This is a genomic window from Stenomitos rutilans, from assembly GCF_059505485.1.
In genome coordinates, this window is record NZ_JCACKR010000048.1 from 20,654 (window position 1) to 43,227 (window position 22,574).

Sequence of the window (22,574 nt, forward strand, 5' to 3'; positions counted from 1 at the left end):
AAACCCTAAGCTTTAGGACACACCATTATGACTTCAGAAAGCCAACGGTTGCAGGACTGCCGAGACGGAAAAGCCGTTTGGAAACTCTGGGGACCGTATCTCAGCGAGCGCCAGTGGGGTACTGTGCGAGAAGACTACAGTGATAACGGCGATGCCTGGAATTATTTAACGCATGACCAGGCGCGATCGCGTGCCTACCGCTGGGGCGAAGATGGTTTGGGTGGCATTAGTGATACGCATAGCCTGCTGTGTTTTGCACTGGCCTTGTGGAATGGCAACGATCCCATCTTAAAAGAGCGATTGTTTGGGCTGAATAACAGTGAAGGCAATCACGGCGAGGATGTGAAGGAATACTATTTTTATCTGGATAGTACACCTACGCACTCCTACATGAAGTATCTCTACAAATACCCGCAGGCAGAGTTTCCCTATGCCGACCTGGTGAATACGAACCGTAGCCGCAGTCGTGATGAATTGGAATATGAACTGCTGGATACGGGCATTTTTGATGACGATCGCTACTTTGATGTGTTTGTGGACTATGCCAAAGTCAGCGCTGAAGATATGTTGATTCAGATTAAGGTGTGTAATCGAGGGCCAGAAGCCGCTGCTTTGCATCTCTTACCGACTCTCTGGTTTCGCAACACCTGGAGCTGGAAAGACGGTGGCTCCAAACCTATTATGCAAAAGTACGAAGGTGCAGGGTATAGCGTTGTGCACGCGTATCACACCAATCCACTATTTAAAGAAAAGCTGGAAGACTACTATCTGTACTGCGATCGAGTCGTGCCCTTACTATTCACGGAAAATGAAACGAATAACGAGCGCTTGTTTGGAACTGATAATGACGGCCCTTACGTGAAAGATGCCTTTCACAACTACGTGGTGCATGGGCAGACAGAGATGGTGAATCCCTCTGCGATCGGGACTAAAGTTGCGCCCCATTACCAAATCATGGTCGAAGTGGGAAAAACCCAGATCGTTCGGCTACGCCTGTCGGCAACACACCCCAACCAGCTTGGAAACCCTTTTGATGCGTTTGAATCGGTATTGACCGCTCGGCAGAAAGAAGCGGATGAGTTTTACGCCAGCGTCACGCCAGCGTCGGTCAAGGCGGATGTCGATCGTACTAACGTCATGAGGCAGGCACTTGCAGGGATGCTGTGGTCAAAACAGTACTTCTATTACGATGTGGAAAAGTGGTTGGAGGAGCATAACGTTACCCCCTACATGCGCCCCGATCAGCGACGGCACGTGCGGAACAGCGATTGGCATCATATGTATACCGATGATGTCATTTCCATGCCAGATAAATGGGAGTATCCCTGGTTTGCCGCGTGGGATTTGGCGTTTCACATGATTCCTTTGAGCATTGTTGACCCAGACTTTGCCAAGCGGCAATTGGAACTCATGTTGCAAGAAGACTACATGCATCCCAATGGGCAAATGCCTGCCTACGAGTGGAATTTTGGGGATGTGAATCCACCCGTTCATGCCTGGGCTACCTGGGAGATTTATACCCGCGATCGAGAGCAGAATCATGGCGCTGGTGACATCAACTTCCTGAAATATGCGTTTTCTAAACTGCTGATTAACTTTACCTGGTGGGTGAACCGCAAAGACACCATTGGCAACAATGTTTTTGAAGGCGGCTTTTTAGGTTTGGATAATATTGGCGTGTTCGATCGCAGTGCGCCCTTGCCCACTGGCGGCATTCTAGAACAAGCGGATGGTACTGCCTGGATGGTCTTTTTTAGTCAGCGGATGTTGCAAATTGCGATCGAGCTGGCGATCCACGATCCTCTCTATGAAGACCTGGCGATCAAATTCTTTGAGCATACATTATGGATTGCTGGCGCGATGGATCGCATTGGTGAAAACTGCGATGAGCTGTGGGATGAAGAAGATGGGTTTTTCTACGATTTGCTGCGCTTGCCTAATGGCGATTGCCAGCGATTGAAGGTGCGATCGATGGTGGGATTACTGCCACTGATGGCGATCGCGGTTTTTCCACCCAACGTCTTCGAGAAACTCAGTAAATTCAAAAAACGGGCGCAGTCTTTTTTGATGCGTCATCCTGAATTGACAGCGAACATTCATCTACCCACAACGCCAGGTGTCAACGGACGGCTCATGCTTGCTCTGGTGAATGAGCAAAAGCTTCGTCGCACTTTAGCCATCATGTTAGATGAGACTGAGTTCCTTAGTGAATATGGGATTCGAGCGCTTTCCCGCTATCATCACGATCATCCGTTTCTCTTTGACCATGCTGGGCAGGAGTTTCGGGTTGATTATCTACCCGGCGATTCCAATACAGGGATGTTTGGTGGTAATTCCAACTGGCGCGGCCCTATTTGGATGCCTGTTAACTTTCTGCTACTACGATCGCTCATTCATCTCTATAGCTACTATGGCGATGCGTTTACGATCGAATACCCCACTGGATCAGGTCAACAAAAAACATTGTTTGACGTGTGGAAGGAAGTGAGCGATCGTCTGACCCGTATGTTCTTAAAAGATGAGTCAGGACGACGACCCATTTATGGCGGCGCTGAAAAGTTCCAAACTGATCCATACTGGAAAGATCTCATCCTCTTTTACGAATATTTTCACGGCGAAAACGGTGCTGGCATTGGTGCCAGTCATCAAACAGGCTGGACGGGCTGTGTAGCACGTATAATCCAGACAACAGGGTTTATGACGAAGGAGATTATTTCTCAAACCACCACTCCGGGCGATACGACTCGTTATCAGTATTAAGCCTTGATGTAGCCAACACACGTTTTTTAGCGGAGAGCTTTAAATGCGAGGAGCTTTAGGGGAACGGTATGAACTGGTTTATACAAGCTGTTGTTGCGGGCATAACAGCGTTTATTGCAACCAATATTGATGACATTGTGATCCTGATGCTCTTCTTTGCTCAGGTGAATACGACGTTTCGCCCAAAGCATATTTTTATGGGGCAGTACCTCGGTTTCGCGATCTTAATTGCGCTGAGTCTGCCTGGTTTCTTCGGTGGGCAGGTGTTGCCCAAAGCATGGATTGGGCTGTTGGGCCTGATTCCCATTGCGATCGGGCTTAAAGAGTTACTAAACCAGAAAACGGCTAAACCGGACATTCAGAACGTAGCTGATGAGCTGAGCCTACCTCAGACGGGCCATCCAATCCGTTCAGCGGTTACTAGCCTGCTTGCGCCACCAGTCTATCAAGTTGCGACCATTACCGTTGCCAATGGCGGTGATAACGTTGGCATTTATGTGCCGCTTTTTGCGAGCAGTAGCCTCTCTAGCTTAAGCGTTATTCTAACTACGTTTTTCGTGATGGTTAGCCTGTGGTGTTTCATTGCCTACCAGCTCACTCAACATCCATTGATTGCGCAGGGCTTAACTCGCTGGAGCGGTGCGATCGTTCCCTTTGTACTCATTGGCCTGGGCCTTTTTATTTTGGTTGACAGTGAATCGTATCGGCTTTTGCCAAGGCTGTGAGTGGGACAGGCGTATGAGTCTTATAACTTCCAAGAGCCAAACTCGATGGCGGATTTCCTTTGTTTTAGCTGTCACAGTTTTTATCAACTATTTAGATCGAAATAATCTCTCGCTGGCGATCCCTCGTATTGCTCAGGATTTTGGCTGGAGTGATCGCGAAATCGGTTCCAAGGGTGAATTATTATTAGCGGCCTTCTATGTCTCGTATGCCTTTTCTAACATGCTGCTGAGTCCTGCTGCTGAGCGGTTTGGGCCAAAGCGGAGTGTAATGGTGGCAATTGGAGCTTTCTCACTTATCACGCTCTTGAGTGCTCCCTTGGGATACTCTCTCACGGCGTTGATTGTATTGCGCCTCCTTTTGGGATTGGGTGAAGGCGTACATATTCCGATGGCGAGTGCGATTACCAGCCGTTGGTTTTCGTCGAATGAACGATCGCGTGCCAATGCAATTTGGGGCAGCGGCATTCTGCTGTCTACGGCGATCGCGCCGCTCATTGTGGTGCCGTTGATTCAGTCTTGGGGTTGGCGACAAACGTTTGCTAGTTTGGGTCTTGGCGGGATGGTGCTGTCGCTGCCATTGGTTTACGTGCTAGTGCGAGATCAGCCGTCTCGCAAGGAGCGTCCCCAGCCATTTGTTACCGCTATAGAGGATGAGCAGGCAATTGAGTCGTCGATCGCGTATCGTCGAGATGCTCGGTTTTGGCTTGTGGTCATTGGCGGGAGTCTCAATGCGTTTTGTGCGTTTGGCTTATTGAATTGGTTGCCGACCTACTTTAATCGTGCCAAGGGGATTGATTTTGAACAATTGGGCTGGCCCCTTGCCCTGGTGTTTACTGCTGGCATTGTGGGTATTGCTCTGATGGCTTACATCGGAGACAGGCTGCAACGGCGAACGCAACTGGCTGGTATCGGCTTTTTACTGGCTGGTGGCATGGTGTACATTGCGTCTCTGACAACGCAGGTGGAACTGCTGGTGCTGTTTTTTGCGATCGCCGTGTTCTGCCAAAGCGCGTATGGTGCTCAAGAATATGCCATTGTTCAACGTCTTTTGCCGAGCGATCAAGTGGGCGCAGGGACGGGGCTTTATAACGGGTTGGCAGTTTTATTGGGAGGAGTCGGTGGTTCCTTGATTCCAGGCACCATTGTGGCGATGACAGGCAGTTTTGATGCGGGCATGCTTAGCATTGTGGTGGGTGCATGGCTGGCATCGGGTGTGATGTTTGTGCTGGCACGGCTCATTCGCTACTGATTAGGACAAAAGACGGTAACAGTCTTGCGCGATCGCCCAATCTTCTTGGGTGTGGATGACAAAGATACGCACAGTGGAATCTGCTGAGGCGATATCTTGATCGATGGGATGGTGCTGGTTCTTTTCGGCATCGAGCTTCAAGCCCATAAAGCGAAAGCTTTCGCAGGCAAGAGAGCGCACGATCGCAGCATTTTCGCCTACACCAGCGGTAAACACGATGGCATCTAAACCACCCAAACTGGCAAGCATGGAACCCATACACGATCGCAACCGATGGAGGTAAATATCTAACGCAAGCTGGGCTTGTGGATTGCCAGCGTCGATCGCTTGCATAACCTGACGCAAATCGGCAGATACGCCAGAGATACCCAGCAATCCAGAGGCTTTATTAAGTTCCTGATCCAGACGATCAGTAGTGTAGCCCTCTTGCCGCATGAGATACAGCAGAATACTCGGATCAACCGAGCCAGAGCGCGTTCCCATCATCAGCCCTTCCAGAGGCGTAAACCCCATTGTGGTATCAATACTGCGTCCATGCTGAATGGCAGACAGGGAACACCCATTGCCCAAATGGCAAACCATCAACCGCAAGTCTTTGAGATCTCGGTGTAAAAGGTGGGCGACTCGATGAGCACAGTATTGATGGCTGATGCCGTGGAACCCATAGCGCCGAATCCCTAAAGTAACCCATTGGTAAGGTCCTGGATAGACTGCCGCCGCCTCTGGAAGATGGCTATGAAAGGCCGTATCAAAGGCCGCAATTTGTGGAATCTCTGCACCGAAAGCGCGTTCGATCGCCTCAATGCCTTCCAAGTTAGCGGGATTATGCACGGGTGCGAGAACGGCTAAACGGGCGATCGCGTCCTTCACATCGGCGGTAATTCGCACGCTCTCTCGATGGTCTTGCCCACCATGTACGATGCGATGCCCCACCACATCGATCGCGGATGGATGGTCAATGACTTTGGTTTTCCCACTCCAAAGGGTTTCTAGCATGTGAACAATCACATTTGAGCGCTGCTGGGCGGGCCCTTCTTCTTCTAACACAGTCGCCGCTGTTTTAACCTTAATTTCGGCAGCACTCTGATGATGAGTCCAGTCAACAGTAGCCTCCCAAAGCGGCTCAGGAGGAAGCTCTGGTAATGGATCACTTACCTCATACAGACAGCTTTTTTGGCTACTGGAGCCTGCATTGAGAATCAGAATTTTCATAGATCACGTTTGAAATGGGTGTCACAACATTGCTCCTGAGTTTGTGATAGCGGTTTGTTTAACGGCTCACCTCTATCAAACTGTACGTTTTTGATTCATTCTAGTGGTGATGGAATGCGATCGCATCAAGTTAGGACTTACGCAAACCTCAGAGGTTTTGACCAAGAATCAGGCATCGTCATCAAATGTGCTCGCTTAAACCTCCGAGGTTTTGGTCAAATGCGTAAGTTCTATAAGTAATACCGATTTAAAGAATGACGGCTACAGATCAATCGGTGGGTAGGGGCAAGGCATTGCCTTGCACCTACAGGATGTGTCGCATTTTCAATGCAAATTGGTATAAACGAACACACTTAAACGGAATCGACTGGAGGAGCTGACCGCTAACCGCTGAAAGCTGACCGCTCTGAACACATCAGTTCCATTACAAGTTTCTACTTATTCGATCGCGATGACAACGTCGCTGGATTTTATGACCGCGTATGCAACGTTGCCCTCTGCCAGTTCTAACGTCTCAGCAGACGTGGTTGTAATAATGGATGTGAGTTCGACGGCATGCACAATTTCCAACGTCACTTCCGTATTGACCGAGCCTTTGATGATGTGTTTAACCCTGCCCTCTAAAACGTTGCGAGAACTAACTTTAAAGGGTCGTTTGGGTAGAGCGCGGGGCTGCGGTTCACTGGTTTCTGGAAGCGGCACGTTGACAGGCTGTTCTGGTTGAGCTGTGGTGTCATCCCTTAAGCCTCGCAACATCTCCCGCAGGACTTCTGTCTTCGTGCGCTGAGACTGCTGACAAATTGTCTCCAACAGTTGACGCTCTTCTTCAGAAGCCTGGAATGTAATCCATCCCTGGTCTTTTCTAGGCATTTTATTACCAACTAAGTTGGAAAAACTGGCTAAATTGGTATGATTTTACCAACTCTAGCCGTTAAGCTTTTTATTCCAGTGAGGATTATATGAGACATAAGCAGTTTTTGATTTTTCTGCCTGTAGCGCTAATCAGTTTTTTCCTGGTGCTTGCTTTGCAGCTAGTACCCCCTGTGCCCGTTCAAGCCACTACTCCACTACTGGTTTCTGCGGCTGCTAGCCTAAAAGACGTGCTGGAAGACGTTAAGCCGCTGTATCAAAAGAGCCATGCTGATGTGAGTCTAGCGTTCAACTTTGGGGCATCGGGTGCGTTATTACAGCAGATTGAACAAGGCGCGCCTGCCGATGTGTTTATTTCAGCTGGGAAGCGTCAGATGGATACGCTCGATCAACAGGGAGCGATCGCTCCTGGCACCCGTACCAACCTTGCAAACAATAAGTTGGTCTTAATTGTGCCTAAAGATTCCAGAGGTGTAACCAGCTTCAATAGTTTGCAGCAGCCAGAGATCAAGCGGATTGCCGTTGGTGAACCACGTAGCGTTCCAGCAGGGCAGTATGCAGAAGAAGTTTTCAAAAAGTTGAACCTGGTGGATGCAGTGAAGCCCAAGTTAGTCTATGCCAACAACGTGCGGCAGGTTCTGGCAGTGGTAGAAAGCGGGAATGCCGATGTGGGATTGGTTTACCTCACAGATGCCAAAATTTCTAACAGGGTGAGAATCGTTGCTACTGCGGCTGATTCGTACCATTCACCGATCGTCTATCCGATGGCAGTGCTGAAGAGGAGCAAAAATATCGCTGCTGCCAAAGCGTTTGTGCAGTACCTCTCTGGCAGTGAAGCAAAAGGTGTTTTAAGAAAGTATGGGTTTATTGTGCCGAAGTAGAGAGGGGGAAGAGGTTGGGAGATGGGGCGGAATAGGAAATGTGTCCCCAATCATACCAATCTAATTTAAGCGGTAAGGCTGATACTCAAGGTTTTTGAGCTTAATTGATGACGCGCCCTACTTACATAAGCATCTAAACACAGGCATCCAACCTGTGGCAATGAAGAGATACAGAACCGCTGTCTTTCTCCATCAAGCTTGCTTTACGTGTTTTACAGCGTGTCTTTTGACAGTTGGTTCCATTCTATGCGACACCTCAACAGGAGTGTAAAAAGCTGCCTGTGCTGATGGCTGCCGCCAGCCATTATCAAGATTTAAAGGTGTGAGGAATGGTGAAGCGTAAGTGGTTCATTTACCTGAGTGTACCAGGGTTATTTTACCTGGGCTTTCAACCTGTTAATGCTCAATCTGCTTTAGAAGCGAAGACGACCCAAATTAAACGAGTGAAAGATTTTCCTCGTCCCATAATCAGCGTTCAACAGTGGTTGACGCAAGTAACTCCGATCGCAGGCATCGTTCAAATTACAGCAGTAAAGCTAAACCCGACTCAGGATGGTTTGCAAATCGTCCTGGAGACTAGCGGCGGGGAGCCGTTTCAGGGAACAACGACTGTTCAGAAAAATCGCTTGATTGCTGAAATTTCCAGGGCACAGTTGCAACTGTCAGATGGGAAAGAGTTTCGCCAGAACAATCCGGCTCCGGGAATTGCGGCAGTGCGTGTGAGCGCGATCGCTGCCAACACTGTACAAGTCGTTATCACTGGCATTGATGGCGCACCAGAAGGCACAATTCTCAAAAGCCAATCTGGTTTAGTTCTTAGTGTGCTGCCGTTTGAGCCAGAAGAGGAACTGGTAGTGACCGCTCAAAAACGACCGGAATCTGCTCAGAATGTGCCGATCAGTTTGACGGCGATTCCTCGACAAACGTTGGAAGATGCTGGCATCAACTCGGTTCGCAAAGTTGCCGCTAATGTCCCAAACTTCTTTGCCACATTGGGGCAACGCTCTTTTAATTTTCAAACCATTCGCGGCATCGGCAACAGTAATTATCTCGTGCGGGATGCGATCGGCTTTTACATTGATGGCGTTCCCTACGAAAATGTGCATCAGTATTTGCCCGGTGAGCTATTTGATTTAGAGCGGGTAGAAGTGCTACGTGGGCCGCAAGGCACGCTATATGGTCGCAGCAGTCAAGCGGGAGTGGTTAATATCATCAGCCGCGCACCCACCAATTTCCCAGAAATTCAAGTCGGTGGTGGTTACGGCAATTTCAACCAGCGACGGGCAAATCTCTCGCTCAGCGATGCCATTATCAAAGACCAATTGGCCTTTCGGCTGTCTGGTTCTTATAATGCGCGGGATGGTTTCACACGCGATACGCTGCTGGGTAAAGATGCTGACGCTCAATCGTCTCTGTTTGGACGCGCCAACCTCGTTTGGACACCGTCTAAGGAATGGAATATTGCCTTTAATGCAAACGGTGGCAGTAACCAGGATGGAGATGCCACATTTGTTTTACTCAGCCAGCGCGATCCGTTTAAGGTGCAGCGCAACTTTCCGGGTTCCCTGGATGTGTCGCTCAATACCCAATCAGTGCGAATTGCCTATGAAGGTGCAGCCGTCAATGTAATCTCAACCACAGCCCACAATCAAACTGATCTTACCTACATCTCAGATATTGACTATAGCCCGATCGACCTGCTGCGTGGAGAGTCTAGACAGCCTTCAACGATCTGGAGTCAGGAAATTCGCATCCAGTCACCTGCAACTGCCGATCGCTTCCGCTGGGTCATTGGAGGTTACTATCAGTCAAGGTCGCTCGATATTCGTTCAAAAACCTTCTACACGCCGTTAGCGGCATCGCTATTCGGCTTGCCTGGTAGTGGCGTTGGACGACTGACGGGCTTGTATGACCAAACAACGTTTGCTGGCTTTGGACAGATTGATTTCAAGCCGATCGATCCGCTCACGTTAACAGCAGGGTTGCGCTACGAAACCTTTGGCGATCGCTTGAGTCGCTCAAACACCTTTGAATCTTCTGGGTTAGGTGAGGTTCCCATTGGCCCAACCGTCAACAATTCTGAAATTAATGGGGATGTTGTGCTGCCTCGATTGGCGGTGCAGTATCGCTTTAGTCCCACAGTCATGGCCTATGGCAGTGTGGCGCGGGGGTATAAACCAGGAAGCCAAAATTATGGATCGGATGATCTGACCCAGTTTGTAGTGCGCCCAGAAAAAACCTGGAGCTATGAGTTGGGTGTAAAAACTAATTGGCTTGACAATCGCTTCACGGCAAATGTAGCGGTGTTTTGGAGTGACATTGATGACTATCAACTGCTCCTACCCGACGAGTTTGGCTTCGCCTTTGTAAGTACGAACGGAGGAGTTAGAACCCGTGGATTTGAACTAGAGCTAGCCGCAAAACCGTTTCAAGGCTTTGAGGTGAACGCTGGCTTTGGCTACACTAATGCAAAGTTTACTCAGTATCGCAACCCTTTCACAGGAGAGAACTTCAGAGGTAATCGTCTCACCTACGCACCCGACTATACGCTAAATTTGGGTGTGCAGTACCGCAACAGCGGCTTCTTTGGCAGGGTTGATTTGCAAGGGTTGGGGACTTACTTTTTTGATGATGCCAACACCATTAAGCAGCCGCCGTTTGCTTTAGTGAATGCTCGCATTGGGTACGAATGGAAAAGCGTAGGAATTTACTTCTACGTTGATAATCTCTTTAACAAGGAGTACGTTACAGCGGCATTTCGTCCTCCCGAAACATTAGCATCCTTTGGCGATCGCCGGACCTTTGGCTTTCAGGTGCAAGCGAAGTTTTAGCATTCAACATCCTATCATTGACCGAGGCAACCCTATTGTTTAACTCTGCAACTATGAAACTGACGCTTGAATCATCGCTCATCGCTCTCATGCCGCTTCTGACAAGCCTATTAGGCGCGATCGTCCAACCTGCAATGGCAGCCGAAACTCAATCGGTAACAATTCGGTTTGCAGCTAAAGTAAAAAATCAACCTTTTTCCTGTCAGGCGACTTATCAATTGGGTAAGCCTGCCGTAAATCAGGTCGCGTCTGACTTCCGGTTTTATGTTTCAGAGGTCGCACTGATTGATGCTACTGGAAAAGCAGTTCCTATCACATTAGAACAGGATGGCAAGTGGCAGTATCAGAACACTGCGCTACTGGATTTTGAAGATAAGACAGGAGCCTGTGCCAATGGGACGGTTGAAACCCGCGATCGCATTATCGGCACTATTCCTAAAGGCAACTACACTGGATTAAAATTCACCCTCGGAGTGCCATCTAATCTGAACCATGAAGATTCTGCCCTGGCTCCATCGCCCCTTAACTTGACTGGGCTGTGGTGGAACTGGCAGTTTGGCTATAAATTTGCCCGCATTGATTTGCAAAGTCCAGCAATGGCTTCAATGGGTAAACAAAAGCATCAGGGACATGGCGACTCGATCGGCTTTCCCATTCATTTAGGCAGCACCGGATGTGAGGGTGGCGCTGCCAGCGAAAAAACCACTGCCTGTCGCCATTCCAACCGAGCAACCGTTACCTTAATGCGCTTTGATTCGACAAAAAATACAGTCGTAGCCGATTTGGCACGACTAACGGCTAATACCGATTTGAGCCAAAAACAACCCAATGCCGTGGGATGTATGTCTGAGCCTAATAACAAAGGTTGTATCGGCATTATGGCAAATCTTGGGTTACCCTTTATGGGTAAATCTACAGCAAAGCAAACATTCTTTCGGGTTGAGTAGTGGCATTGAAAGGAAAACGAAAATTCGCACGGGCGATCGCGCTAGTGTTATCGTTTCTGCTTGCGATCGGGCTAAGCAAAGCATTTGCGGCATCCAGTCCACCCTCAACTTATGAATGGAATCTGCCTGCCAATTTACCCAGACCGATCGTACCTGCTGATAACCCAATCACCCCTGAAAAGGTCGAATTGGGGCGGTATCTGTTTTACGAGAAGCGGCTTTCAATCACAGGAAACTACTCCTGTGCATCCTGTCATGAGCAAAAACGTGCCTTTACCGACGGCAAACCCGTTGGCATCGGTGCGACTGGAGAAAAGCATCCCCGTAACTCCATGAGTTTGGCGAACATCGCCTATAACTCCGTACTGACCTGGGCAAACCCCCTGATGACAAGGCTAGAATCTCAAGCACTCGTGCCGATGTTTGGCGAACATCCCGTCGAACTGGGAATGGTTGGGCGGGAAGAGCAAATGCTTACCATGCTGCGCCAAAGCTCGACTTACAAAAAACTATTTGCAGCAGCTTTTAGTGCAGAGACAAACGCCATTAATTTGAGTAATCTCACAAAAGCTCTAGCATCCTTTGAGCGTAATTTAATTTCATTCAACTCGCCTTACGATCGCTATCGGTTTGGTGGTGACAAAAATGCCATTTCTGCCTCTGCAAAACGAGGTGAAACGTTATTCCACAGTGAACGCTTAGAATGCTTTCATTGTCATGGTGGATTCAACTTTTCAGACTCACTCAAGCATGATCGTTTAGCCTTCACTGAAATTGCTTTTCACAATACTGGTCTTTACAACATCGATGGTAAAGGTGCTTTTCCATCCAATAACACCGGAGTCTATGAAATCACTCAACAACCCATTGATATGGGACGTTTCAAAGCACCGACGCTACGAAACATTGCCTTGACAGCTCCCTATATGCACGATGGCAGCATTGCCACGCTAGAGGAAGTCATTGACCATTACCGAGCGGGTGGACGCACTGTTCAGGCTGGAGAGTATGCTGGAATTGGCAGCCAAAACCCATTTAAAAGCCACTTCATTTCTGGGTTCCAAATCATCTCTACAGAGAAACAGGACTTGCTCGCATTTCTCCACAGCTTGACAGATGAATCGTTTATTCACAATCCAGCATTTAGTGATCCCCATTTCAACAATGTGGTTGATTGATGGATAAAAGCAAGTATAGGGGGCGATCGCTGTTGAGTTTGCGATATGTCAGGAATTACACATGTCTTACAGCGTGTCTTTGACAGTTGGTTCCAGTCTTTGCCATATCCCAGTAGGAGTGTAAAAACTTGACTGTGCTGACGATTACCGTCAGTTGCTGAGGGATTCAAAGGTGTGAAGAATGTTTAACTTCAAGTGGTTCATTCACCTAAATGTATCAGTTCATAGTCCTCCACGGGGACTAAGGGAAATTGCCTTTGCGAGGTACCATGAGGTCTGTTTAAATCAGTGTGAACAGCATGAATGATGCGATCGCAGTGCCACTTGACCTGTCTCCACTCTGGATTTCGCTCAAGGTATCGCTGTTGGCAACGGGCTTCACATTCTTTGTGGGTATTGCAGTTGCTTACTGGATGTTGGGCTATCGCGGCAAGGGGCGATCGTTGCTGGAAGGGCTTTTTGTCTCGCCGCTGATTCTGCCACCGACCGTTGTGGGGTTTCTGCTGCTGTTGCTGTTTGGTAAGAATGGGCCGGCTGGACAACTGCTCATGTCAGTTGATTTCAGTGTGGTTTTTACGTGGTATGGAGCGGCGATTACGGCAACAGTCGTGTCTTTTCCCCTGATGTATCGCACAGCATTGGGAGCCTTTGAGCAAATTGATGCCAATCTTTTAGCGGTTGCTCGCACGTTAGGTGCCTCAGAATGGACGGTGTTTCGTTGCGTGATGCTGCCCCTGGCGCTGCCCGGAGTCATTGCTGGAGCGGTGCTTGCCTTTGCTCGCGCCCTGGGTGAATTTGGTGCCACATTGATGCTGGCAGGTAATATTCCTGGTCAGACGCAGACGATTCCAATGGCAATCTACTTTGCGGTGGAAGCAGGTGCTATGCAGGAAGCCTGGTTCTGGGCGATCGTGATCATGCTCATTTCACTGTCGGGCCTTTTTATGGTCGATTTTTGGCAGGAGCAGCAAAAAAAGCGACGCTTTGCGTTCAAGCTATCAAGTCCAGCGACGATCGCGCGAACAGTAACGGTACCTGCCCCGATCGCGTCACCCGAACAGCCAGCAGCTTTCCACAACGGGTTGTCTGGCTTACTGGTCAATATACAAAAGCGGCTGACCCATTTCGATTTAGATCTAACCTTTAATGTTGGGACATCTACGCTAGGAATTTTGGGCGGATCGGGGGCGGGCAAAAGTATGTTGCTGCGCTGTCTGGCAGGGATGGAAAGCCCAACCAAAGGGCAAATTGTTTTGAATGGACGAGTGCTGTTTGACGCCAAACGGGGGATTAACGTTTCCAGCCGCGATCGCCGCATCGGGTTTCTGGTGCAAAACTATGCGCTGTTTCCCCACATGACAGTGGCAAAAAATATTGCCTTTGGCTTGCCCAAAGCCCTTTCTGCTAGTGAAGCCCAACAGCGTGTAGAGGCTCAACTGGCAGCGGTGCAGTTGCAGGGTTACGGCGATCGCTATCCCAACCAGCTATCCGGTGGGCAGCAGCAACGGGTTGCGTTAGCGCGAGCACTGGCGAGTGAACCAGAATTGTTACTGCTGGACGAGCCTTTCTCAGCGCTAGACACACACCTGCGTAGCCAGATGGAACAGGCCATGATTACACGTCTCCGCAGCTTTCACGGCGTGAGCCTTTTTGTCACTCACAATTTAGAAGAAGCCTATCGAGTCTGTGAGAATCTGCTGGTGCTGGAGCAGGGTCACGCTCTGGCATATGGTTCCAAATACGATATTTTTGAACGACCGGGGCTGTTGGGCGTGGCTCAGTTAACGGGCTGTAAGAACATTTCGGTTGCAAAGGCGATCGATTCACAAACCGTTCTAGCAACCGATTGGGGTTTGTCATTGCAAGTGCTGGCCTTGCCCGATCACCTCGCGTATGTAGGGATTCGTGCTCATCAAATGCGGTTTGTTGATGCGGTTAATCAGGTCAATACTGTTCCGTGCTGGTTGGTTCTCATTAGCGAAACACCGCATCGCATGACGGTATTTTTGAAATTCAATACCCAACCCGATCACCCACAGGACTATCATGTGCAGGCAGAAGTGTTTAAGGAAACCTGGGAGTCGCTGAAGCAGAAGCCATTGCCCTGGCTCGTCTACCTCGATCCACTCCGACTCATGTTACTAAATTAGGTAATTCAGATCTTGCACCATTCTCAAGAAAGCATCTTTCATACCAATTTGCATTGAAAATGCGACACATCCTGTAGGGGCAAGGCACTGCCTTGCCCCTACCCACCGATTGATCTGTAGCCGTCATTCTTTAAATCGGTATCAGTCAGCTCGGCTATCGCATACTCCCGCCCTGAACTCAAAGTTCGGGCTAACAGCGGTAAGGCCACTTCAGTGGACTCAGAGCTACGAGGCGGCTTATCAGTCCGTTGAAACGGACTTCATTCGATTAACCCGTAATTTATTGCAGGGCGAGTGATTGGGAAAGGTGCAAGATTTAAGGTAACAGTCCCTATTAAACGGGTATGCTCCTAAAGCAAGTAGGAGTGTTACACCCGTTTAAATTCACCATTTTGTACGTATGTTTCAACTAGCAACCATTGCTCGTTGAGGCAGTCCCCTTAGCTTTTGAGTATTCTCAACCATGCTTTGTGCAAAGGTATCAATCCGCTTTGAGAGGTTCTCATCCTGCAGATTGCCATCTTGATCAAAGGCTTTCCACACTTGTCCGATCGCCACCTGTTCTGGAATCGTCCAGGCGTGAATCCATCTCGTAATGGTTCGCATATCATTCAGGGCATTACTATTAGACTGTCCACCTAAAACGCTCATGAGGCCAGTGACTTTGCCAGAAAAGTGGTCAAAACTCATGAGATCAAGCGCATTTTTGAGTACACCACTGAGGCTACCGTGATATTCGGGCGTCACCAGAATGATGCCGTCCGCCTCTAGCACCGCTTTGCGAAGCTTTTCGACATCGGGGTAGTCCGGGTACTCGTCACTACCATCACAAAAGGGGAGGTTTAGCTCCCGTAAATCTAGCAACTCTACTTCAGCGCCCAATGCCCTGACGCGTTCTATGACAACGCTCAAAGCCTGCTGGCTGTACGATGTCGACCTTAAACTTCCAGCAATACCCACAATCTTAACCATAGATACCAAACCTTCTTAATCGCTCAAGCTTCATGTGTTTCTAGTATAGCTAAAACGGATTCATTATGAGTACGCTTTAGTGTAAAATTCAGCCTGCTGTCTTGATGGTGCCTCAGGCGCAACTGCCTCTACCTCTCAAGGTAATCAGAAGCGGCAGAAGGTTGAAATCTGCCCCTGGGTGAATAGCGTTTTGGATAGACGTTACGCATGATGGGAGCGTTTGACACATGCAATGACCCATGCAAGCGGTAATACGGTGGAAACGCTATGCTCTGGACTAAGCAGCTATCGCTCAAGATCAAGTTTTTCATCGGATCGCTGTTTTACCTCAGTTACGCACCGAAGGCGTTTCGTTATTCGCGCTGGAAGGAAAGGGTTGAACGTGACGTTGCGATCGCCCCGTCTGTAGAAACCTTTGAACGACCGGGAAAATTATTGCGAGCTGAGCCGACTGCCAGCGGTGCCCAGTTTTACTTTGAGCAAGCCGAGCTAGACGTTTGCTTCCTCAAGCCTGATTTTGCACGGATGGATTGGCAACCAGGGCTACGACCCGTTCCTTACGCGATCGCTTGTCATACGTGGGAACCTGTTGCCACTCATCTAGAGGAAACAGCAGACGGTTGGACGCTCACCAGTTATGTGGATGATGCGCCAGTGCTTCAACTTGCTGTGGCCTCTGACGGTCGGGTGACGGTGCTTGACTCGCAGGGCGCGATCGTGCGAGGAGAACTGCCACCCCAAAAGACCGGGGATGGATGGACACATCGATCGACCTTACGACCAGAAGAAGCCATTTACGGGTTGGGCGAACGCGCCGTGCCGCTCAATCTACGTCTTGCCAGAGAGGTGACAGAGAAGCAGGAAATCACCCAAACGCCCAAAACCTTTCGCATGTGGAACTACGACGCAGCGGGTAAATACGACGCTGGGGCTGATCCCATGTATATTTGCATTCCACTCTACTGGGGCTTGCATCACCAGGGCAGCTACCTCGTTTTCTATGAAAACTCGTTTGATGCCCATTTCACGTTTAGCGATGTTGCCACTGCCAGCTTTAAAGGTGGTTCTTTGCGCTATTACATGGCTGTAGGCGAACCTCAGCAGCTAATAGAGCGTTATACCGAGCTAACGGGACGATCGCCCCTACCACCCCGTTGGGCTTTAGGCTATCACCAATCGCATTGGGGGTATCGCACAGAAGACGCGGTGAGAAAAACCTACCAGGGGTTTGAGGCACATCACTTACCCCTCAGTGTGTTTCACCTCGATATTGATGTGCAGGTGGGCTTTCGAGCGTTTACGGTTGACCCCGATCGCTTTCCCAATTTGAGAGGCTTTATTCAAGAATTGCTGGAACACGGCGTGCAGTTTGTCACGATTCTCAATCCGGGTGTCAAGCTGAGCCGTAAGAGCAACTTATTTCTGGAAGGGCGCGTGCTGGATGCTTTCTGTCGGCTAGCCAATGGACAGTTGGTGGTTGCTCCCGTGTGGCCCGGTTGGTGCGTGTTTCCTGACTTTACCAATCCGGTAGTTCGTCGCTGGTGGAGCCGTCAGTATGAGTTTCTGCTGACTGTGGGCGTTGCGGGCTTTTGGCATGATATGAATGAGCCTGCTGCGTTTATTGCCTGGGGCGATCGCTCGCTCCCTCCCCTTGCCACACAGCATTATATGGAAGGCAGAGGGGGCAATCATCTGGAAGCCCACAATGTCTATGGTTTGTTGCAAGCTCAGGCTGGCTACCAAAGCCTGTGTGAAGCTCGTCCCAAGCAGCGTCCGTTTATCGTCTCTCGTGCGGGATGGGCCGGATTGCAACGCTACGCCTGGACGTGGACAGGTGATATTGAATGTACTTGGACGGCGTTACGCCAAACCATTTCAACGGTCATCGGCTTAGGTCTGTCAGGCATTCCGTACAGCGGCCCTGACATCGGTGGGTTTCAGGGCAATCCATCGGCAGAATTGTATCTACGCTGGTTTCAAATGTGTAGCTTCATCACCTTCTGTCGCACGCATTCGGCCAATAATGTGGAAGATCGCACACCCTGGTCGTATGGCGAGCCAACCCTGAGTGTAATTCGCTCGTTTCTGCAACTCCGCTATCGGCTGCTGCCCTATTTCTACACGCTGTGTTGGGATGCGTCGCAGAAGGGCTATCCACCTGTGCGTCCTGTGTTTTGGCTCAATCCAACGAACCCAACCTTGTGGAATATCGATGATGCCTTTCTGCTAGGCGATCGCATGCTAATCTATCCCATTTTGCAGGAGGGGCAGCGATCGCGTGCCATCACCTTGCCTACGGGGCACTGGTATCACTTCTGGGATGATCAATTGTTGGAAGGATCCGTAACGCTCGATGCGCCTCTGGAGCAAATTCCTGTTTTGGTGAAAGCAGGAACCATTCTGCCGATGGCAGAGGGCGGCTCGTTTAACCTGATACCTAAGCAAAACTTGGAGGGAAAACACCTAACGCTACATCTCTATCCACTCACGGAAGGGTCGAGTGAATGGACGCTTTACACCGATGTAGGGGATGGGTATGAAGCGTCTCGGCTCGATCGTCTCTCTATGCAGCGTATTGCGGGTGGTTTAGATCTTTCCTGGGAGGCTGAGGGCGATTTTCCTTTTCCTTATGCATCAATTCAAGTGCATGTGCATGGAATGAGCATCCAGCAAGCCTGGGTGGATGGAGAGGCCACAACGGTTCAGGAGAATCAGGTCAATATCCGCGATCGCTTTGCCCACATGCATGTGAAGTAAGCCGCCTCATTGGTTGATGGATAAAGCTAAAACGAGCAGTGAGTTAGAGAATGAATCATGGATCGTTTGACGCGACTCCGCCACCAGTATCTTGAGCTAACCAACCATGTCTTGCCGAACCTGGCTACTGCTCGCCACTTTCCAGTGCGCTACAATCACTGCTTTCAACGTATCATTTTAGACAACCTTTTTGGTCGCTGCTGGTATGAAGTGTTAGAACGCCAGCGAGAACCTGCCTATAAGCAATTAACCGCAGCACATTTAGAGCAAGCGATCGCCCTGGCTCATTGCATTATTGACCAACCGGATTCTTACCTGCGATCGCTCAATCAGAACGGCCTAAACTGGCGTGGGAAGGTATAGTACCAGTTTTCAGTTTTAAGTTTTGAGTTTTGAGTGACCGAACCTGCGTAGCATCGGTGGTTGGAGTGCCTCAGCGGTAGCTCAATGAAAAGGAAATGGATCGTCAGTGCATGCCACTGCCCTCAAACCACGCAAGCACCCCAAACAGGATGAACAGTGCTCCGCCGCTCCCTGTAATCAGCTTTTCGGACAGGTGTGCGGCCAGTAACCGTCCGCCCATTACTGCGATCGCGGCGCAAACGGCATGTCCGGCAATGGCACCTGCTGTCACGCCCCACGGATCTTTAGCGGCAGCCAGCGCGATCGTCGCAAACTGTGTGCGATCGCCCCATTCGCCCATAAACGTGAGTGCAAACGCTTGCAGAACGATGCCTCGTCTCATGCCTCGCTTCTTGGTGAGCGTGTCAGCCTGTTGAATAGTTTCCTCTGCCTCTTTCACTTCCTCACAGATTGCCGTATTCGACATTTGGCTGGCATCGTATAGTAACTTAACGCCAAAGCCAACAAATAGCACAACCTCGGCTATGTGGAGCACCATTTTGGGCAACAGCGACACCACTTGCCCCATCAGCACTGACAGCACGGTCATCGTTGCCAAGGCCGCGATCGCGCCCACAAAGACCAGGCGGCGAGAGTGGCGCATCGCCAAAAGCATGGCGATAAAAAACGTTTTATCGCCCAATTCTGAAACTGTAATTAACAACAATCCAGCCGTAAACGCTGCTAACATTGCTCTCAAACTCCTCAGGATCGCGGTATCTGAGTGAGCTTGATGAGAACTGCAACAGCTTCACCAAGCTCACATCTGTGAACTCAGTGAAGGTCTCGCTTGCAAATCGTTGTTAGTGTTTAGTGGTTTCCTCTCAGCAATGTTTCAAAGGCTAAGAACTAAAACCGTTCAACTAAATTTTTATTTGTCATCTGAACCAGGCTTATCGCCAGTATGTTGACTCAGATGGGCTGACGTATCGTCAGCAGCTACTCCCCTTCAAACATTTGTATTGTACAGGCACTTGACTACTCAAGCAATCCACAAATCTGGAAGAAGGCAGAGGACAGAGGGCAGAAGGTAAAAGACAAAAGACAGAGGAATGGGGCAGGGGGTAGAGTTAAAGCTACCTCGTCCTTCCACAAGCCTTTGCTTTAACAAATTAAACGCCTCTCTCTGGGGCTGACACCTGCCAGACGTAAGCTTCGGGCAGGAGAGGTTGGAGGAAACGCGATCGCTCCAATGCCTGTTTCAACGGCTGTGACGGGCGAAACGCGATGACTGTTGAGCCATCTGTTTGCAACGTGAAAGCTGCGCTGGTCACCCAATTGGCATCTTGCAGGAGCAGCAGTCGCACGTTGGGGCTTAGCCGATAGCTGAGCGAAATCAAATTACCCAGGTTTGTGGCATCGTCGCCAGCATCACTCACCAGCAGTGGAGAGGGTTCTGCATTAAGCCGATGAGCAATGGTGGCATTGAAGTAGCTCTGGTGTTCGTGCCACCAGGTCAGAGAGGCTGCGCTCATCATAAAGGAGGCGAGGCTGGCAATCAAAAGAGCCAACAAAACGATGCGCCACGCCATGCGGCTGGCAAACGTCCAGGTGTAAGAGGTGAAGCGCAATATAAAGCGGGATGGATTGATCGATCGACGCGGTCTGGCGCTGAGGTAATGGGGTTTTGGTGTCAGTCGGGTGGCTAAGAAAGAGGCGATCGCCAACTGCACACCGGGATAGCACAACGCGAAAGCAGGATTAACCGTTGATTGCTGACTGTTGAGGACGAGGTCTGACAGCACCAGAACTAGAAAGGGCATGATGGTTGAGGTCAGCACAAACAACCAGGCACGATCGACCCGCTGGTAAAGTGCATAAAACGCCCACACAATCAATGCAGCAAGGCATAACCGTATCACCCACAGCCAGGGCTGACCAAACCCAGAATCCACGTCTAGAAACACCGTGGTTACGCTCAAGAGCCAAAGCGTTGCTACATGCCCCAGGCTTGATGAACTGGGGTGCCATTGACTGGTTGTAAAGGAGTGCTGAACGTGCGTGAGCCAAACCAAAAGCCAGGGCATAAACAGCAAACCAGCCACCAATAGAGAGAGCCAGAAACCGTTGAGCCTCTGATGAAGGCTGATCCGTGACTTAGAGGCGATCGCGCTCTGCATAATCCAAAGGGTATGTCCGATGAGTATAAGCACAAACAACGGATGTGTATACAGCCCCAACGTAACGACCAGTGTATACAACCCCCAATGCTGCCAGGCGAACGGCGGACGCTTGAGAACGTCGCGAGAACGAATTTTAGGCACGTCGGATAGTCGGGTTGCGCGCAGGAGGAGGTAATGACTAGCAATGACGGCAAGCGTCAGCAAGGTCAAAGGGCACGCTGTCTGCGCAAACAGAATCTCAAAAGGAGAAAGCGCAAGAAACGTGGTTGCCAACAAAGCAATGGCAGATGAGGCAAACAACTCCCAAGCAAGAGCGGCCATCAACGGGAGCGCGAGCAGGCTCAGCCACGCAGGCAGTAAGCGTGGTGCGGTGAGTGGGCTACCAAAGAGTGCCTGTATGGGTCTACCTAACGTTTGCACCCAGAGGCGATCAAGCAGAAAATACAGAGGAGGGTGCTGTGGGGTTTCCAGCGCCAGCGATCGCACTGTATCAACCAACGTACTGTCTGGCTTTGGTTGTTGAAAGCGCAACAGGTCTTTTGCCGGAATCACCTGATTCTGGAAGATTGCTTGAGCGACTGCCTGCTGAGTGTAGCCTGCTGCCCGCAGCGATGTCTCTACCTCACTGGGTGCATACACTTTGTGGTTCAGGTTGACGAAGTGAAACACAATTCCCATCACCAAAAAATGGATGACGAGCAACCGCAACCAGGTGGGAGACAAGGGACGATTCTGGTCAAAAACAGCTTTCATGTGGGCTTGTGCCTATGTCATTTAAGGCTTCTCAGTCGGCACCGTTGTTTCGGCAGTGGGCAACCTAAAGAACTTTGGCAACAGCAACCCCGTCCTGGCTTGATAGTCAGTAAACGTGGGATAACGTGCGAGAGATTGATCTTTCTTACGCATGCTGGGCAGAAACAGCACGCTCACAAATAGCGCCAGAATAGCGAAGGGAAGCCAGTGCTGAGCTAGCAACGCAAACGAGCTATAAATCAGAATCTCACCCAAATAATTGGGGTTGCGGCTGCGGGCAAAGCACCCTTCGGTAATGAGACCTGGCTGATATTTGAGCGTGTAATACTTTTGAGCATCGCTGACGTAATGGAGGAACGTCCCAACAAGGTTCAACGCGATCGCCAGTGCCACCAGAGGCAGAGGCGGCACGGTACCACGGCTGACCAGTAAGAAGGGCGTGACCCAGTAGAGCACAAGCAGCATGAATACGCCGATCGCGCCACTAAGAGACATTTCCTGCTCCCATTGGCGATCGGGGTAGAGCTGATCTTTCAGCAGCCAGAGAAACCCATAGGTGCCATGTAGTGCCAGGTAAACCCAGGGGCCAAGCGTAAAATTTTGGTACACCAGCATGAGACCAACGACGATCGCAGCCGTGAGTCCCTTGTGCAAATTGATGGCATGTTTTGCTTTCATCACACCGTGATACACCACTACAAGGATGAACAGAATTTACCCAGTTAAAAACTTGTTCCTTGCTTGTTGTATCAGATTTGCAGCCG

At 49.9% G+C, this 22,574-nt stretch carries 16 protein-coding genes; 10 read left to right on the top strand and 6 right to left on the bottom strand.

Annotation, left to right across the window (positions count from 1 at the left end; all coding sequences use genetic code 11):
- Positions 1-27 precede the first annotated feature (27 nt).
- The 3 genes from AC5JLP_RS07800 (at position 28) to AC5JLP_RS07810 (ending at position 4,734) form a co-directional block, all read left to right on the top strand.
- The gene (locus AC5JLP_RS07800) at positions 28-2,760 is read left to right on the top strand and encodes an MGH1-like glycoside hydrolase domain-containing protein (RefSeq protein WP_496067360.1); all 2,733 of its coding nucleotides are present in this window, start codon (positions 28-30) and stop codon (positions 2,758-2,760) included.
- A gap of 68 nt (positions 2,761-2,828) precedes the next feature.
- Positions 2,829-3,485, top strand: coding sequence for a cadmium resistance transporter (locus tag AC5JLP_RS07805; RefSeq protein ID WP_496067361.1), 657 nt, complete (start codon positions 2,829-2,831; stop codon positions 3,483-3,485).
- Between the two features lie 13 nt (positions 3,486-3,498).
- Positions 3,499-4,734: an MFS transporter gene (locus tag AC5JLP_RS07810; protein WP_496067362.1), complete on the top strand. Its 1,236-nt coding sequence runs from the start codon at positions 3,499-3,501 to the stop codon at positions 4,732-4,734.
- On the opposite strand, the gene AC5JLP_RS07815 is transcribed toward AC5JLP_RS07810, so the two are convergent.
- Positions 4,735-5,946, bottom strand: coding sequence for an acetate kinase (locus tag AC5JLP_RS07815; RefSeq protein WP_496067363.1), 1,212 nt, complete (start codon positions 5,944-5,946; stop codon positions 4,735-4,737).
- A 438-nt stretch (positions 5,947-6,384) separates the two neighbouring features.
- Entirely contained in the window at positions 6,385-6,816 is a 432-nt protein-coding gene (locus AC5JLP_RS07820) for a TOBE domain-containing protein (RefSeq protein WP_496067364.1), read from the bottom strand.
- Positions 6,817-6,905: 89 nt separating this feature from the next.
- On the opposite strand from AC5JLP_RS07820, the gene modA reads away from it, so the two are divergent.
- The 5 genes from modA to modB all read left to right on the top strand — a co-directional run bounded on the left by modA (position 6,906) and on the right by modB (position 14,803).
- Entirely contained in the window at positions 6,906-7,697 is a 792-nt protein-coding gene (gene modA, locus AC5JLP_RS07825; RefSeq protein ID WP_496067365.1) for a molybdate ABC transporter substrate-binding protein, read from the top strand.
- 329 nt (positions 7,698-8,026) lie between these two features.
- A complete protein-coding gene (locus AC5JLP_RS07830; RefSeq protein WP_496067366.1) occupies positions 8,027-10,528 on the top strand; it encodes a TonB-dependent receptor domain-containing protein in 2,502 nt (833 codons plus the stop codon).
- Between the two features lie 53 nt (positions 10,529-10,581).
- The gene (locus tag AC5JLP_RS07835) at positions 10,582-11,475 is read left to right on the top strand and encodes an MbnP family copper-binding protein (protein WP_496067367.1); all 894 of its coding nucleotides are present in this window, start codon (positions 10,582-10,584) and stop codon (positions 11,473-11,475) included.
- 5 nt (positions 11,476-11,480) lie between these two features.
- Positions 11,481-12,653 (top strand): MbnH family di-heme enzyme, encoded by a 1,173-nt coding sequence (locus AC5JLP_RS07840; RefSeq protein WP_496067368.1) that lies wholly within the window; start codon positions 11,481-11,483, stop codon positions 12,651-12,653.
- Positions 12,654-12,952: 299 nt separating this feature from the next.
- Positions 12,953-14,803, top strand: coding sequence for a molybdate ABC transporter permease subunit (gene modB / locus AC5JLP_RS07845; protein ID WP_496067421.1), 1,851 nt, complete (start codon positions 12,953-12,955; stop codon positions 14,801-14,803).
- A 405-nt stretch (positions 14,804-15,208) separates the two neighbouring features.
- On the opposite strand, the gene AC5JLP_RS07850 is transcribed toward modB, so the two are convergent.
- A complete protein-coding gene (locus AC5JLP_RS07850; protein ID WP_496067369.1) occupies positions 15,209-15,775 on the bottom strand; it encodes an NADPH-dependent FMN reductase in 567 nt (188 codons plus the stop codon).
- Between the two features lie 267 nt (positions 15,776-16,042).
- Here AC5JLP_RS07850 and AC5JLP_RS07855 point away from each other — a divergent pair, with 267 nt between their 5' ends.
- A complete protein-coding gene (locus AC5JLP_RS07855; protein WP_496067370.1) occupies positions 16,043-18,532 on the top strand; it encodes a glycoside hydrolase family 31 protein in 2,490 nt (829 codons plus the stop codon).
- Between the two features lie 57 nt (positions 18,533-18,589).
- Positions 18,590-18,895, top strand: coding sequence for a hypothetical protein (locus AC5JLP_RS07860; protein WP_496067371.1), 306 nt, complete (start codon positions 18,590-18,592; stop codon positions 18,893-18,895).
- A gap of 103 nt (positions 18,896-18,998) precedes the next feature.
- Here the strand turns inward: AC5JLP_RS07860 and AC5JLP_RS07865 are convergent, their stop codons facing one another.
- The 3 genes from AC5JLP_RS07865 to AC5JLP_RS07875 all read right to left on the bottom strand — a co-directional run bounded on the left by AC5JLP_RS07865 (position 18,999) and on the right by AC5JLP_RS07875 (position 22,488).
- On the bottom strand, positions 18,999-19,625 hold the full coding sequence (locus tag AC5JLP_RS07865; protein ID WP_496067372.1) for a TMEM165/GDT1 family protein: 627 nt from the start codon (positions 19,623-19,625) through the stop codon (positions 18,999-19,001).
- A gap of 421 nt (positions 19,626-20,046) precedes the next feature.
- Positions 20,047-21,810 (bottom strand): glycosyltransferase family 39 protein, encoded by a 1,764-nt coding sequence (locus AC5JLP_RS07870; RefSeq protein ID WP_496067373.1) that lies wholly within the window; start codon positions 21,808-21,810, stop codon positions 20,047-20,049.
- 21 nt (positions 21,811-21,831) lie between these two features.
- Positions 21,832-22,488 carry a DUF1295 domain-containing protein gene (locus tag AC5JLP_RS07875; RefSeq protein ID WP_496067422.1) on the bottom strand — a complete coding sequence of 219 codons (657 nt, stop codon included), beginning with the start codon at positions 22,486-22,488 and terminating at the stop codon, positions 21,832-21,834.
- Positions 22,489-22,574 lie beyond the last annotated feature (86 nt).

Bases quoted from the DNA above. Each gene is read 5' to 3' on its own strand.
- AC5JLP_RS07800 (WP_496067360.1), top strand. From the start codon at position 28: ATGACTTCAGAAAGCCAACGGTTGCAGGACTGCCGAGACGGAAAAGCC.
- AC5JLP_RS07805 (WP_496067361.1), top strand. From the start codon at position 2,829: ATGAACTGGTTTATACAAGCTGTTGTTGCGGGCATAACAGCGTTTATT.
- AC5JLP_RS07810 (WP_496067362.1), top strand. From the start codon at position 3,499: ATGAGTCTTATAACTTCCAAGAGCCAAACTCGATGGCGGATTTCCTTT.
- AC5JLP_RS07815 (WP_496067363.1), bottom strand. From the start codon at position 5,946: ATGAAAATTCTGATTCTCAATGCAGGCTCCAGTAGCCAAAAAAGCTGT.
- AC5JLP_RS07820 (WP_496067364.1), bottom strand. From the start codon at position 6,816: ATGCCTAGAAAAGACCAGGGATGGATTACATTCCAGGCTTCTGAAGAA.
- modA (WP_496067365.1), top strand. From the start codon at position 6,906: ATGAGACATAAGCAGTTTTTGATTTTTCTGCCTGTAGCGCTAATCAGT.
- AC5JLP_RS07830 (WP_496067366.1), top strand. From the start codon at position 8,027: ATGGTGAAGCGTAAGTGGTTCATTTACCTGAGTGTACCAGGGTTATTT.
- AC5JLP_RS07835 (WP_496067367.1), top strand. From the start codon at position 10,582: ATGAAACTGACGCTTGAATCATCGCTCATCGCTCTCATGCCGCTTCTG.
- modB (WP_496067421.1), top strand. From the start codon at position 12,953: ATGAATGATGCGATCGCAGTGCCACTTGACCTGTCTCCACTCTGGATT.
- AC5JLP_RS07850 (WP_496067369.1), bottom strand. From the start codon at position 15,775: ATGGTTAAGATTGTGGGTATTGCTGGAAGTTTAAGGTCGACATCGTAC.
- AC5JLP_RS07855 (WP_496067370.1), top strand. From the start codon at position 16,043: ATGCTCTGGACTAAGCAGCTATCGCTCAAGATCAAGTTTTTCATCGGA.
- AC5JLP_RS07860 (WP_496067371.1), top strand. From the start codon at position 18,590: ATGGATCGTTTGACGCGACTCCGCCACCAGTATCTTGAGCTAACCAAC.
- AC5JLP_RS07865 (WP_496067372.1), bottom strand. From the start codon at position 19,625: ATGTTAGCAGCGTTTACGGCTGGATTGTTGTTAATTACAGTTTCAGAA.
- AC5JLP_RS07870 (WP_496067373.1), bottom strand. From the start codon at position 21,810: ATGAAAGCTGTTTTTGACCAGAATCGTCCCTTGTCTCCCACCTGGTTG.
- AC5JLP_RS07875 (WP_496067422.1), bottom strand. From the start codon at position 22,488: ATGAAAGCAAAACATGCCATCAATTTGCACAAGGGACTCACGGCTGCG.